This window comes from Pantoea sp. BR_17, assembly GCF_041955125.1.
Classification (GTDB): domain Bacteria; phylum Pseudomonadota; class Gammaproteobacteria; order Enterobacterales; family Enterobacteriaceae; genus Pantoea; species Pantoea stewartii.
This window is the reverse complement of record NZ_JAVAXT010000012.1, coordinates 139,494-153,734: the sequence shown is the minus strand read 5'-3', so window position 1 is coordinate 153,734 and position 14,241 is coordinate 139,494. Positions and strand designations below refer to the sequence as shown.

Below are 14,241 nucleotides of genomic sequence, written 5' to 3'. Positions count from 1 at the left end.
CCTGACATGGTGCAGCGGGGAGACGGCCGGGTTATCTCATGAGGGTCAACGGTGCCTGGTGGCGGATTGTCGATCAGTGCGCACGATCGCGCCCGGCGGCGATGTTTCTGAAAAAAAGGAAGCTGCAGGGGCGAAGGTTACCCGCCCCTGACCTCATGGCTGTCCCTGTGCTACGCCTGGGTACTCGCCAGGTAAGAAAATGCACTGAGCAAGCTGATCAACGTCTCCATCCGCTCTGCCTGATATCCCACGGTAACCGCATCGATGCGCGTGACGCCGGGGATCAGGCAGAACAGATCGGCCAACACGGGTTTGCTGGCCTGAAGCTGCATATGATAAGGCGCGGTCAACCGGGTCGTGCGCGTATCGCGCTGATGCTCAAGCGCGGCGCGTGCAGCACTGCCTATGGCACGTTGTGCCGCTTTGGGACTAATGGATTCTGCGCAGGTATGGGAAATGGCGCGCTTGACACAAACGTAGTCAACCGTTGGGTAATACTCTGCTATCCAGCTCTGTAGCTGATCGTCGCCCGTGACCAGCCACAGTGGCGTGCCCTGCTCAGCGGCGGCAGCGGCGTAAATATCGGTTTCGCCCATCACCAGGCCATTGATATGGATACGCCAGAATGCACGGCCATTAATAGTGTGCGCCAGTACGCCGGGTTCGCCTGCTGCGCTGTGATAGCCCACCAGAAATAATCCGTCGAACGTCTGCTGTTCTATGCCTTCAACCATCGACAAGCCGCGCGGTTTACCCTGCACCAGCCGGGCGCGGGGATCAAGATTTTCCGCCCGCAGGTTGGTCATTTGCGCATGGCTGTCTGCGACGACCACCTCCGTTGCGCCTCCCGCGAACGCCCCCTCTATCGCGGCATTCACTTCCTGTTCCATCAGACCGCGGGCCAACTGATATTCCGGGTTGCCGGGTGTGCATTGCTCCGGGCGCATAACGCCCGCGATACCTTCAATATCGGCAGAAATAAAAATTCTCATGTGGTTAACCTGTCCAGAATCTGAGTCAGTGAGGGGCGATGGTGACCCCGAAAGCCGGTAACAGGCTCTGCGCTCAACAAGGCATCGAGTACAGCCTGTTCGGTGGCATCTGCCGCGGCGGCAAGCAGCGGCTCCAGCATGGCGTCCTGCGGCGGTTGCGGCAGCGGTTGCGTTGAAAACGCTACGGCGATATCGCCCGAGCCGTGGCCCCAGTAGCTGCCCAGCCGCCCGAGGCCGGCACCGGCACGCTTCGCGATACGCTTCAACTGACGCGCATCCAGCGGCGCATCCGTCGCCATCACGATGATGACAGAACCGGCATCACGCTGCGGTGCCTCTCCTGCCAGCAGCGGTGCAATCACTTCACCGAGTCGCACACCGTCAAGCGTGAGCGCGCTGAGCGCGCCAAAATTCGCCAGCACCAGCACTCCCAGCGTGGCATTGAGCGACGGAATAACACGCGAGGCCGTGCCGATCCCGCCCTTCAGATTAAAACAGCTCATCCCGCGTCCTGCGCCAACGCTGCCGCGGGAAAAGTCCGCTGCGGCTGTATGCAATGCTTCCTGCGCCATCGCCTCACTGATGGCCAGCGCCTGAATATCATTGAGCCAGCCGTCGTTGCACTCCAGGGCCAGCGGGTTCACCGTCGGCAGCGTCCGCCCGAGTTCCGGGTTACGACGGATGGCGTCCCGTACCAGCGCGGTAAACAGCGTGCCCACCGCCAGCGTGTTACTGAGCAGAATCGGCGTGTGTAACACACCCAGCTCCTCGACCTGTGTCAGTCCGACCGGTTTCGCAAAGCCATTCAGAACTTCAGCTCCGCACGGCAGCGGCGTGAGAAACAGGTTATCACCCGGCGGAACGATAGCGGTGACGCCAGTCTGCCGCTCTCCCTCAGCCAGCGTGACGTGGCCGACGCGCACACCAGCCACATCGCTGATGCGATTAGTGGGGCCGCATGCGCTACGCGGCTGCCCCAACTGACGCTCGTTACGCCAGCGATCCAGCAGCAGTTCGCACTGCCATTGTTGAAAGTCCATCGTCAGCCCTTGAGTTTCGGGTCGAGCGTGTCACGCAGCGCGTCGCCGAGCAGGTTAAACGCCAGCACCGTGATAAAAATCGCCAGCCCCGGAAACACGCTCATGTGCCACGCGCCCGCCATCATCATGCTCCGGCTCATGGCCAGAATATTGCCCCATTCAGGCACATCCGGCTCCGGTCCGAGGCCAATAAAGCTTAAGCCTGCCGCTGTGAGGATACTGGTGCCAATGCGCATCGTAAAATAAACAATGACGCTGGAAAGCGTGCCCGGCAGAATATGGCGCAGGATAATGATTCGGTCGGGTGCACCGGCACAGCGCACGGCTTCCACATAGGCAGCCTGTCTCAATGACAGCGTGGAGGCGCGCACAATCCGGGCAAAGACGGGCACGCTGAACACCGCGACGGCGATGATGACATTGTTCAGGCCCGTTCCCAGAAGCGCCACCACCGCAATGGCCAGCAGCATGCCGGGAAACGCGAATAACACATCGGCACCGCGCATGATCAGCATATCGACCCAGCCACCGTAATAGCCCGCCAGCAATCCCAGCACGACGCCGACAATCATGCCGAGCGTCACGGACAGCACGCCGACATACAGCGAAATACGCGCCCCATAGATAATACGACTGAGCAGGTCGCGCCCCAGTTCGTCGGTGCCCATCCAGTGTGCTGCCGAAGGGGGCGAGGATAACGCCATCCAGTCGGGCGCCATCGGATCCCAGGGAGCCAGCCAGGGCGCAAAGATCGCCACCAGAATCAACAGCAGGACAAATCCGCCTGAAACCAGCGCCAGAGGATTGCGCACAAAAGCATGCAGGAAATCGCGCCACGGCGAGCGAATGACCTGAGGCGGGTTATCAGTCAGCGATTGATGACTCATCTCGGCTCCTGTCGCAGACGAATTGCCGGATTGACGACCGCGTAAAGCAGATCCACCAGCAGATTAATGACGATAAACTCAAATACAAACAGCATCACCAGCGCCTGAATGACCGGCTGATCCTGCGCTTTGATCGACTCAATTAACAGCCAGCCTAACCCTGGCCAGTTGAAGACGCTTTCCACGACAATCGAACCGCCCAGCAGAAAACCAAACTGCAACCCCAGCATGGTGATCACCGGGATGAGCGCATTACGCATCACGTGTTTCCACGTCACCAGACGGTTACGCAACCCTTTAGCTTTCGCGGTGCGTACGTAATCTTCCTGTGCCACTTCAAGAAAGGCCGAGCGGGTAAAGCGTGCCATGACCGCCGCAACGGACGATCCCAGTGTGATGGCGGGCAGGACAATATCGCTGGCCTTGTTAAAGCCGCTGACCGAGAACAGGCCAAAAGGCATCGCAACGAACTGGATTAGCAGCAGCCCCAGCCAGAACGCTGGCATCGAGATACCGCCCACCGCCACGCTCATTAGTGTCCAGTCTTGCCATTTCCCTCGTTTCAGGGCCGCGAGTACGCCAAGCATCAGGCCGAGAAGCACAGACCAGGCGAAACCGACTAAGGCGAGCCACAGTGTGGGCAGGAAGCCCTGCTTAATCACCTGCAGCACCGGTTGCTGGGTGCGGTACGTGGTGCCAAGATCGCCATGTAACAGGCTGTCTATCCAGTTAACATACTGCTGCGGCAACGAGTCGTTGAGCCCGAGGTGCTGACGTGCCGCTTCGACCGCTTCAATCGGTGCATCCGGCCCGGCATAAATGCGCGCCGGATCGCCCGGCAGCAGCTTGATGAAACCGAAAACCAGCAGCGAGACCACCAGCAAAACCGGGATCATCTCCAGCAATCGGCGAATGATGTATGCAAACATGCCATTCCCTGAAATAAAGGTGAGACGGGGAGCCTCACGTGCCGCCGCAACCGGCAAAGGCACGTGAGGGACATCCGCGACTTATTTAAACGACGCCTGAGTAAACAATAGATTGCCATCAGGCAGCATCGAAACGCCGCTCAGGGTGCTGCGTTTGCCTACCAGATTGTCTGGCGTGCCAAGGAACGCCACGGGGGCCTCTTTCCACAACAGCTTTTGCGCTTGTGCATAGGCGATACCACGTTTTGCCGGATCGGCCGTCGCCAGCCCGGCAGCAATCGCCTTGTCGACATCAGGATTGCTGAAATAGGAGACATTGTACGAGGTAGGTACCCAGGATTCGGTGGCGAACAGCGGACGCAGAGCCCAGTCGGCATCGCCTGTAGACGTCGACCAGCCGCCATAATAGAGGTCAAATTCGGCTTTTTTCGGGTCCTGAACGCCCCACAGCTTCGCGTTGCGCGTTCCGGAATCCATCGGTGTCACCGTGGCGCGAATACCCACCGTGGCCAGTTGCGCCTTCAGCACCTGGGCGGCGCGCACGCTGGCGGTCGCATTGGTGACCCAGAGCTTGAGATCCAGCCCATTCGGGTAGCCCGCCGCTTTCAGCAACGCTTTGGCCTTATCCGGCGCATAGTGGTAATCGGGATCGCTCTGCTTCTCATAGAACTGCACCCCTTCCGGCATCGCGGAGGTGGCCGGTTTACCCAAACCGGCAAAGGCCACCTTCAACCACAGATGACGGTCAATCGCATAGTTGATTGCCTGGCGCACGCGGACATCGGCCAGTGGCTTATGCTGCGTATTGATCGCCATGTAATAGAGATAGATGCTCGGATCGCGCTGAATCGCGAGGTTGCTGTCCTGCTTCACCGCCGCGATCAGATCCGAAGGCAAAGGCCAAATGGCATCCACCTGACCCGATTTCAACGCGGCAACCCGTGTCGCATCTTCCGGGCTGGGTGAGAAAATCACCTGATCGACTTTGGGCCAGCCCTGCCGCCAGTAACCGTCATACTTCGCCAGCGTGACCGCTTTACCCGGAGTCCAGTTTACGAATTTAAATGGCCCGGTCCCCACCGGATGCAGCCGCAACTGGGCCTCGTCCGGATACTGTTTCAGAACCGACGGGCTCCACATCACCGCCGAAGGGTGCGCCAGCGTGTTAATAAAAGCACCAAATGACTGATTGAGTGAGATTTTCACCTGATCGGGTGCCAGCACCGTCACCTTATCGATCATTTTGTACAGGCTGTTGCGCTTCAGCCCTTTTTTCTGGTCTGCCAGACGATCAAGGTTCGCTTTGACCGCTTCCGCATCAAAAGGCGTACCATCCTGGAAGGTAACGCCTTTACGCAGCGTCAGCGTAAATTCCGTCGCACTGTCGTTGGAGGTGTAACCGGTCGCCAGCCAGGGCTCCAGCTTCATCTGGGGATCAAACTGAAACAGGCGCTCAAAGATACCGCTCTGCACCGAGTAGCTGACATTATCCGAGGTATCGTGCGGATCGAGCCCCGTAATATCGGCATACATTGAAATGCGCAGATCCTGTGCCTGCGCGGTCATGACCAGTGTCGTCGTTAAGGCGAGGGCGAGTGAAGTACGGCGGAACAGCGTTTTCATAAAATCTCCTGGTCGTTAAGGATTATCGCAATGCAATGCCGTCAGCGACCCAGTGTTGCGGTGCAACCTGCCGATAACGGGGTTTCGTGACCGTTTCACCCACCTTTCGCAACGGCGAAGGAATTTCGCTGTCATCAAAACGGCGAGGCTGACGGTTCTCGGGATCTGCCACCGGCACGGAGGCCAGCAGACGTTGGGTATAAGGATGTTGCGGTTGATTAAAGACCGACTGGCGCGGTCCGAGCTCGACAATCTGGCCGAGGTACATCACCGCCACGCGGTTGGCAATGCGCTCGACGACCGCCATATCATGAGAGATGAATATCCAAGCTACGCCCGTTTGCTGCTGGAGATCCATCATCAGATTCACCACCTGCGCCTGAATTGAAACGTCAAGGGCCGATACGGCTTCATCAGCAATAATCACTTTCGGTTTCAGGGCCATCGCGCGGGCAATGGCAATACGCTGGCGCTGACCGCCCGAAAATTCGTGCGGATAACGGCGCGCGTGCTCCGGCAAGAGCCCAACGCTTTTCAGCAGCGCATCGATGTGTGGAGAAGCCTGTTCCAGTGAGTCCACCATGCCATGCAACAGCAACGGCTCGGCAATGGTAAACCCCACCGTCAGACGTGGATTCAGTGACGCATAGGGGTCCTGAAACACCATCTGAATTTCACGGCGCAGCGGCTGGAATGCCGCCTCTTTCAGATGAGAGATTTCCTTTCCTTCAAAGTGGATGCTTTCCGCCTCACTGGTGATCAGGCGCATTAGCGCACGCCCGGTGGTCGATTTACCGCAGCCGCTTTCACCCACGATGGCCAGGGTTTCACCCGGCCACAGACTGAAATCAATCTGCTCAACCGCATGCACATGATGCGTATGGGTCGAGAAGATGCCGCTGCGGATGGGGTAATACACTTTTAGCCCACGTACATCGAGTAGCGGTTCGCTGTCGTAGCGCGCCGTCAGCTGTTCGTGTTGCGCCGCCTGTTGTGCACCCAACAGAGGAAAGCGTTGCGGCCACGCGTATTCGCGCATATCGCCCAGTTTTGGCACGGCTGCCAGCAACGCTTTGGTATACGCATGCTGCGGGGCGGCAAAAATCTCTGACACGGTGCCCTGCTCGACCACTTCGCCACGCAGCATGACCACAACACGATCCGCAATTTCCGCCACAACGCCCATATCATGGGTGATAAACAACACCGCCATGTTCTTCTCGCGTTGCAGCTCACGCAGGATATGTAAAATGCGCGCCTGTACGGTGACGTCCAGCGCCGTCGTGGGTTCGTCGGCAATCAGGAGTTGCGGATCACAGGCCAGCGCCTGAGCAATCATTACGCGCTGGCGCATCCCGCCGGACAGCGCGTGCGGATAGCTTTTCATGACGCGATCGACATCGGCAATACGTACCTGTCGCAGCAGTTCACGTACGCGCGCATGAGCCTGTTTCTTGTCGCACTGATGATGGTCGCGTAACGCTTCGGTGAGTTGATCATCGATACGCAGCACCGGATTTAGTGAGGTCATCGGCTCCTGAAAGATCATCGCCATTTCACGGCCACGCAACGTGCGGCGCTGACTGTCATCCAGCGTTTCTAACGCATGAACTTCTCCGCGGCGATCGCGAAACTGCATGCTGCCGCGATCGATACGGCCGCTGCTCGCCAGCAAGCCCATCACGGCCAGCGACGTGACTGATTTACCTGAGCCGCTCTCGCCCACCACGGCGACAATTTCGCCTGGATAAATGGCGAAACTGATGCCTTTCAGCGCCTGATTCTCACCACTACGTCCACGAAATGAGACGCTAAGGTCCTGAACAGCAAGCACCGGTGATGCACCGTCAGCACGTGTGGCAGAAGAAGTGAGTCGTGTGTCTGTCATCAATGCCTCGTCGCGTTACAGCCAGATACGGCCATCGGAGTAATTCAAAAAAGGAGAGCTGTCGGCCGCCAGCCAGATCGGGCCATCTAAATCGACGTGCTCTGCGTGCACCGCCACGGGCAATGCCGCTTCCATTGCCAGGGATGAACCCAGCATGCAGCCGACCATGATGCGCATGTTCTGCTTGTGCGCTTCATCGACCATCGCCAGCGCTTCCGTCAGACCTCCGCACTTATCCAGCTTGATGTTGATCATCTCGTAGCGATGACGCAGGCTGGCAATGTCCTCTCGCGTGTGGCAACTCTCGTCCGCGCAGACGGGAACAGGATGACGGAAGCGTTGCAGGTCATGATCCTGACCAGCGGGAAGCGGTTGCTCGACCATCGCGATGTTAAAGGCCTGAAGCGCCACCAGCAGGCTTTCCAGATCCATTCCCGACCAGGCTTCATTGGCATCGATAATGAGCGTCGCATGTGGGGCCGCCGCACGAATCGCCGCCACTTTTTCCAGAACCGCATCGCGGTCAAGCTTGATTTTGAGCAGGATGGCACCCCGCGAGACGGCATCCGCCGCCGCCAGCGCCATGTTTTCCAGCGTATCGAGGCTGAGGGTTTCCGCCGTGACGACCGAGCGTGGCGGCGGGCATGCACTTTGTTGCCAGAGCGTTTGACTGGCCCGTGCGGCGTCAAGTCGCCACAATGCGCAGTCCAGCACATTGCGCGCGGAGCCGGCGGGCAAACGGTGTTGCAGATCATCGCGGCTCAGGCCTGCTTCCACGTCAGCACGTACCGCCTCAAGCTGGGCCTGAACGCTGTCTGGCGTTTCATCGTAGCGCGCCGTTGGTGTACATTCGCCCTGCCCAATAAATCCGTTTTGCTCAAGCGTGACACGGATAACCGTCACGGCGGTACGCACACCTCGCGAGATAGCAAACGGTCGCGCCAGCGGCAGTTCCACCACGTTGATCTGCACCTGTCTCATCTCAGCCCCGCTCCTGAAGCAGCGCGGCGATGTCATCGATACCAAAACGCACCGGATCGGTTGCCGGTAAACCGAATTCGGCACGGATTTCAGCACAATAGGCGCGCGCGTCTTCTTCCGTGTAGTTTGAGGTGTTAATCGCAAAGCCAGCCAGTTGAACGGACTCACTGGTCACCTGGGCGGCGCGCAGATTGGCTTCCACGCAGTCTTTCAGGCTGACCATCGGTTGATGCGGCAAATGGCGCATATGCGGACGGCCCATTTCATGGCACATCACCAGCCAGTGCGGTTGCGCACCGTGCATAAGCCCCATACTGACGCCCGCGTAAGAGGGATGGAACAACGATCCCTGCCCTTCCACGATATCCCAGTGATCATCATCGTTGGCAGGAGACAGGGCTTCCGCCGCACCGGCAATAAAGTCCGCGATTACCGCATCCACAGCAATGCCTTCCCCTGCAACCAGAATCCCGGTCTGTCCCGTGGCACGAAAATCCGCTTTCATTCCGCGCGCACGCATTGCCGCTTCCAGCGCCAGTGAGGTGTACATCTTGCCCACTGAGCAGTCGGTCCCCACCGTGAGTATCCGCTTGCCTGAACGCTTCTTACCGCTACCGACACTCAGCTTCGGACGCATATGACGTAAATCGAAAAGCGCAACACCAAACGTCTCTGCCAGCGTGACAAGCTCGGGCTCATCCACCAGACGATGATGTAATCCACTGGCCACGTTCATGCCGGCTTTGATGGCACTTTTCACCGTATCCAGCCAGTGTTCGGGCAGATAACCCCCTGCGTTGGCGGTGCCCAGTACCAGCGTTTTCGCGCCGCGCGCTTTGGCGCTGGCGATATCAAGTTCATCCAGCCCCAGGCTGACCGTACAGCCCGGCAGTTTAATTTCGCCAACGCACTGTTCCGGTCGCCAGATATGAATACCGCGCGCCGTTTTTGCCGCGAGGGGATCGGTAACATCGCCAAGAAAAAGTAAATAGGGTTGTGGGATTAGCATGAGAGTTCTCGTTTCAGACAAAGGTAAGGTTCTGAAACCACTATTTCATGCGTGTTGAAAGGTGACGAATGCTTGTTTGGTGGCGGGGTATAACGGCAGGCTATAGTCAGATAAAAAAGTAATGGCAACCGCGTTATTTCAACGAATCAGGGTGAAATCGGCCCCGGTGCCGGGGCGAGTCATAGGAAAAGGCTAATATCCGCCGGGGAATCCATGGAGAGATATCACTTTATGTCAGTCAACGGGAAGCAAGGCCGTTTACTTCGACGCTGTCTTTCATAATGCCCCGGTGTGGTATCGGGTGCCACGGATAACACGCTTTGGGCGTGGTGAGGACGTTATCTTTCCTCTCAAAACGCTGTGACTGACAACCGAGAGGAAACGCGGTAATTACAGCTTTCCGGTCAGATACTGTGCTTCACCATCCGCAAAGCTCCAGTCACCCGGCGCATTGGTAATAAAGCTGATCATCAGATCTTTCCCTTCCACCCCACAGTGTTCTGCCAGCTCCCGGGCCAGTTCCGCCATGAAACGCGTTTTTTGCTCTTCACTTCTCGGGCTGGTAAACACCCGGACCATCACCAGACGGTCGCTGCGTTCAAACCCCAGCCCGGTATCCTGGAACACCATCTGGTAATTTTTATTTTCGTGAACAATCTGATAACGGTCACGTGCGGGAACGTTAAACGCGGTGAGCACAGCCCGATGTGCAGCGTCCAGCATTGTTCTGATTTCCGTAGCAGAACGTCCCTCAATGATGTCGAATGTCAGCAATGGCATAAATAAACCCTCGGTTGGTCTAAATCGTAAGTGTATGATGTCGCGCTATGTTGCCGACGGCTGTTGAAAAGAAAAAGAGACAGGGCTGAAATGATTATTCACTATTTTGAACAATCCCGATGAAAGCATTCCGAACGGATGAACTGTGGGTGCATTTGTACTGGCTGACGGTACTCGCTGAATCGGGAAGTTTTACCCGCGCGGCTGATCGGCTGGAGGTCAGCAAGGCAGCCATGAGTCAGAAAATCAAAGAGCTGGAGAATATGGCCGGCACAGCACTGGTGCAGCGTACTACCCGCAGCGTCCGTCTGACCTCGGCGGGCGAAAAACTGGTGGATAACTTGCGCGATCCTTTTGCGCAGATTGAGCAATCCTTTTTACGCATTCGTGATGAAACCGGCCCGGTGAGAGGCCTGGTGCGTGTCAGTGCGCCGGTAGCCTTTGCGCGCCAGCAGCTCGTCCCGGTTATTGGCGATTTTGTCCGGGAGTACCCGCAGGTCACTATTCAGCTGGATGTCAACGACCGTCTGGTATCACTGACTCGTGAAGGTTTTGATTTGGCCATCCGTCACAGCCAGACACTTCCGGAGACCCACATTGCGCTGAAGTTGTGTGACACGCATGCGGTTCTGGTTGCCTCCCCCGCTTACCTGGCGCAATACGGCACCCCGCAAAAGCCCGACGACCTGGAGCGGCATAACTGTCTGTACTATCTGCGCGGACAGGAACCGCCGCGATGGCATTTCCACAAAGTGACGGGCGGAGAGGAAACCGTAATGGTGAAGGGACAGGGAAACTTTGCCACTAACAACAGCGAATCCGTCCGCGATGCGGCATTACAGGGACTCGGTATCGCCCTGCTCCCTGATTTTAGTGCGCGCGCCGCGCTGGCTGCAGGGACACTAACGCAGGTTCTGCCCGCATGGCGAACGGTAGACGCATTTGCCGAAAGCTTATGGGTAGTACGTCCGCATACTGCGCAGGTTCCTAAGGCTGTGACCACGTTTATTCGGTGGCTGCGGGCGAGGTTTGCGGAGTAGAGTTTAGTTGAATGGTGGTGGTTATGGTTATGTGCGAATGGGCTGCATTGTGCCAGAAGCAAACATTGCAAATATCACTGTTTTAATAAGTCATAACATGTGGACTTCATTGACTGCGTTCCATCAACTCAAGCGTCTGACCATCGGGGCTTTGTAAATATATTACTCTGGTTCCCTGCATGGGTCCTGACAAAACTGTCTGCGGTTTCCCTGGCGTCTTCCAGCCATAGTCCGATACTTTGCTCAAGAGCACATCAAGATCCTGCACTATAAACGCAAGATGCGCGTAGCCTGGGATATAGGGCGCTGAAGGCTCCTGTGGCTGTTCAATGTTATTGTATTGTAATAATTCAATTTTAATGCCAGCCAGTTCAAGCAAAGCCATTCGGACATCCGCTCCCCTTGCGCCTGTTACTTCATCAATAACAGGTCCAGACATTTTCCCTTCACGTAATAACTTCCCTCCAAGGATATGGGTCCAAAAGAATAATGAGTCTTCAATATTTTTAACTGAAAAACCGACGTGATCAGCACTTAAGATCATGAGATTACCTGCTCCCAGTTGACTGATAAGAGACTGCATTACAAGTCTTTACCAGGTGTAGAAAAACTACGAAGGTCCGCTCCTCGCTCATAGCGGACCTTCAGCGCCGTTCGTCCACCTTGTGCCAGGAGCGGACATTGCTGACATTCGGGTTAAGTGTGCGCCCTGATACTCAGACTGACGCGTAACCGCAACGTGCAGAGAGCACTGTAGCAGCATGGCAAATCTTCTGGCCCAGACTTTCCAGCAAGCCATCTTCCGCCTCGTTGCTCAGGAAGCTTGTGGCGATACCCGCAATAGCACGTCCTGAATGATCGTATATGGCTGCGCCAACGCAGGTCATGGCGGCATGAACCTGGCCGTTATCGATTGAAAAACCACGTTTGCGGATAACAGCCAGTTCCTCCTTCAGCGCTTCAAGACTGTCCACGCTGTTCACTGTCATGGGTACAGGGAAGTGCGCGGTAAAAAGTGCATCGAGCTCATCATCAGAAAGCCGTGAAAGCATCATTTTACCTGTCGCGGTGAAAGGCGCGGGCAGACGCATGCCGATGCGAAAGGTATGACCGAGCGCTTTCTCTGCATCGCGGCAGCCGACATAAACCACTTCGTTGCGGTCCAGCACCGTAAGGGTGATGGTGTAACCCGCCAGCAGAGTGTCCGCAGCAAAATAATCGCGAAACAACGAAATGATATCCATCTGTGAAAGAAACCCTTCCGCCCAGCGCATCAGATGAGGGCCGAGGCGGTAAGTGCCTTCTGCTGTCTTTACCAGCAAACCCAAACCTGTCAGGGCATGCAGTTGCCCGTGGACGGTGCTTTTGGGCAGAGACAATGTGCGCGTGATGTCGGTGGCCGACATCACGCCACCTGACGCAGCGACCAAATCAAGGATATTAACCGCACGACGCAAAGCAGGAACTGTGTCAATTTTTTTGTGTGGTTGATCGCTTTTTGTTAAAGAATCCCCTGACATAATTCCTCGTAGTAAGTTCAGTATCAAGATATCAGTTCAATATATTGAACCAGATAAAAGGGAGTGTAAATGATTCAACTGAAAAATCCAGACCTGCTTCAGACACGTTGTCTGATCAATGGCGAATGGGTTCAGGCTCAGGATCGTGGCGTAATTGAAGTCAACAATCCGGCTACGGGTGACATTATTGCTTCCGTGCCCGCAATGTCGGCGCTGGATACCACCAACGCTATTAAGTCTGCACAGACGGCATTCATCGGCTGGCGTCAACTTGCGGCCAAAGAACGCACTGCACTTTTGCGCCGCTGGTTTGATCTCATCGTTTCCCATGTAGACGATCTTGCGTTGCTGATGACGGCTGAACAGGGCAAACCGCTGGCGGAAGCCCGTGGCGAAGCGCTGTATGCCGCCTCCTTTGTTGAGTGGTTTGCCGAAGAAGCCAAACGTGTTTACGGCGAAACCATTCCTGCTCCAGCAACCAACAAACGCATTGTGGTGATCAAGCAGCCTGTCGGCGTATGTGCAGCGATTACACCCTGGAATTTCCCTGCCGCGATGATCACCCGTAAAGCCGCACCGGCGCTGGCTGCTGGCTGCACCATGATTGTCAAACCGGCAGAACAGACGCCGCTCACCGCGCTGGCACTTGGCTGGCTGGCGATGCAGGCGGGCATTCCGCCAGGGGTCTTTCAGGTGATTACCGGCGATGCGCACGAGATTGGCGGTGTACTTACCGGCAGTCATGTTGTTAGTAAGCTCTCCTTTACCGGTTCAACAGAAGTCGGACGTATTTTGATGGCGCAGTCGGCGCCGACCATTAAAAAACTTTCGCTCGAACTGGGCGGTAATGCCCCGTTTATCGTTTTTGATGACGCCGATATCAATGCCGCCGTTGAGGGGGCTCTGGCCTCAAAATACCGCAACGCCGGACAGACCTGTGTCTGTTCCAATCGTATCTACGTTCAGTCTGGAATCTATGAGGCGTTTACCAGCCGATTTGCAGAACGGGTGGCGGCCCTGAAAGTGGGCGACGGACAACAGCCTGATGTGACGATCGGCCCGCTTATCGATGACACTGCGGTGAGTAAGGTGGAGGAGCATATCGCCGATGCGCTGAAAAAAGGGGCAACGCTGCTTACGGGCGGAAAACGACACGCGCTGGGCGGTACGTTTTTTGAACCCACGATACTGACTGGTGCCACTCAGCAGATGAAAGTCGCCCGTGAAGAGACTTTTGGCCCGGTGGCACCGCTTTTTCGCTTCACCACGGAAGATGAGGTGATTGCGATGGCGAACGATACAGAATTTGGCCTGGCAGCCTATTTTTACACCGAAAATGTGCGCCGTACCTGGCGAGTTACTGAAGCGCTGGAATACGGCATGGTAGGTCATAACACGGGACTGATTTCTAACGAAGTCGCGCCTTTTGGCGGCGTTAAACAATCCGGTCTTGGCCGGGAAGGATCGCATCACGGCATTGATGAGTATCTGGAAATTAAATATCTGTGCTCAGAGATTGCCTGATAACCACACGTGACTGACAGGAGGCGAT

General features: G+C 56.5%; 13 protein-coding genes. 2 read left to right on the top strand and 11 right to left on the bottom strand.

Annotation, left to right across the window (positions count from 1 at the left end; translation table 11 throughout):
• Nucleotides 1-170: 170 nt before the first annotated feature.
• The 9 genes from RAC60_RS17965 to RAC60_RS17925 form a co-directional block, all read right to left on the bottom strand.
• The gene (locus RAC60_RS17965; RefSeq protein ID WP_375094097.1) at nucleotides 171-992 is read right to left on the bottom strand and encodes a M55 family metallopeptidase; all 822 of its coding nucleotides are present in this window, start codon (nucleotides 990-992) and stop codon (nucleotides 171-173) included.
• Nucleotides 989-2,032 carry a P1 family peptidase gene (locus tag RAC60_RS17960; RefSeq protein ID WP_164483159.1) on the bottom strand — a complete coding sequence of 348 codons (1,044 nt, stop codon included), beginning with the start codon at nucleotides 2,030-2,032 and terminating at the stop codon, nucleotides 989-991. Before RAC60_RS17960 ends, RAC60_RS17965 begins: the two co-directional genes overlap by 4 nt.
• A 2-nt stretch (nucleotides 2,033-2,034) precedes the next feature.
• Complete coding sequence (locus RAC60_RS17955; protein WP_033737479.1) at nucleotides 2,035-2,919, bottom strand: ABC transporter permease subunit; 885 nt, start codon at nucleotides 2,917-2,919, stop codon at nucleotides 2,035-2,037.
• Nucleotides 2,916-3,848, bottom strand: a complete 933-nt coding sequence (locus RAC60_RS17950) for an ABC transporter permease subunit (RefSeq protein ID WP_375094096.1) — start codon at nucleotides 3,846-3,848, stop codon at nucleotides 2,916-2,918. The genes RAC60_RS17955 and RAC60_RS17950 overlap by 4 nt, the downstream gene beginning before the upstream one ends.
• 81 nt (nucleotides 3,849-3,929) lie before the next feature.
• A complete protein-coding gene (locus RAC60_RS17945) occupies nucleotides 3,930-5,471 on the bottom strand; it encodes a glutathione ABC transporter substrate-binding protein (RefSeq protein ID WP_205954464.1) in 1,542 nt (513 codons plus the stop codon).
• A 22-nt stretch (nucleotides 5,472-5,493) separates the two neighbouring features.
• Nucleotides 5,494-7,359, bottom strand: a complete 1,866-nt coding sequence (locus RAC60_RS17940; protein ID WP_375094095.1) for a dipeptide ABC transporter ATP-binding protein — start codon at nucleotides 7,357-7,359, stop codon at nucleotides 5,494-5,496.
• A gap of 15 nt (nucleotides 7,360-7,374) precedes the next feature.
• Nucleotides 7,375-8,340, bottom strand: a complete 966-nt coding sequence (gene dgcA / locus RAC60_RS17935; protein ID WP_205954462.1) for an N-acetyl-D-Glu racemase DgcA — start codon at nucleotides 8,338-8,340, stop codon at nucleotides 7,375-7,377.
• 1 nt (nucleotide 8,341) lies between these two features.
• Nucleotides 8,342-9,349 carry an N-acetyltransferase DgcN gene (gene dgcN, locus RAC60_RS17930; RefSeq protein ID WP_033737483.1) on the bottom strand — a complete coding sequence of 336 codons (1,008 nt, stop codon included), beginning with the start codon at nucleotides 9,347-9,349 and terminating at the stop codon, nucleotides 8,342-8,344.
• A gap of 390 nt (nucleotides 9,350-9,739) precedes the next feature.
• The gene (locus RAC60_RS17925; RefSeq protein ID WP_375094094.1) at nucleotides 9,740-10,129 is read right to left on the bottom strand and encodes a tautomerase family protein; all 390 of its coding nucleotides are present in this window, start codon (nucleotides 10,127-10,129) and stop codon (nucleotides 9,740-9,742) included.
• Nucleotides 10,130-10,248: 119 nt separating this feature from the next.
• Here RAC60_RS17925 and RAC60_RS17920 point away from each other — a divergent pair, with 119 nt between their 5' ends.
• Nucleotides 10,249-11,169, top strand: coding sequence for a LysR family transcriptional regulator (locus RAC60_RS17920; protein WP_033737487.1), 921 nt, complete (start codon nucleotides 10,249-10,251; stop codon nucleotides 11,167-11,169).
• Nucleotides 11,170-11,275: 106 nt separating this feature from the next.
• On the opposite strand, the gene RAC60_RS17915 is transcribed toward RAC60_RS17920, so the two are convergent.
• Both RAC60_RS17915 and RAC60_RS17910 read right to left on the bottom strand, forming a co-directional pair.
• Nucleotides 11,276-11,713 (bottom strand): VOC family protein, encoded by a 438-nt coding sequence (locus RAC60_RS17915; protein WP_283787104.1) that lies wholly within the window; start codon nucleotides 11,711-11,713, stop codon nucleotides 11,276-11,278.
• 172 nt (nucleotides 11,714-11,885) lie between these two features.
• Nucleotides 11,886-12,689 (bottom strand): IclR family transcriptional regulator, encoded by an 804-nt coding sequence (locus tag RAC60_RS17910; RefSeq protein WP_375094093.1) that lies wholly within the window; start codon nucleotides 12,687-12,689, stop codon nucleotides 11,886-11,888.
• Nucleotides 12,690-12,758: 69 nt separating this feature from the next.
• On the opposite strand from RAC60_RS17910, the gene RAC60_RS17905 reads away from it, so the two are divergent.
• Nucleotides 12,759-14,213: an NAD-dependent succinate-semialdehyde dehydrogenase gene (locus RAC60_RS17905; RefSeq protein WP_064366685.1), complete on the top strand. Its 1,455-nt coding sequence runs from the start codon at nucleotides 12,759-12,761 to the stop codon at nucleotides 14,211-14,213.
• The last annotated feature ends 28 nt before the right edge of the window (nucleotides 14,214-14,241 follow it).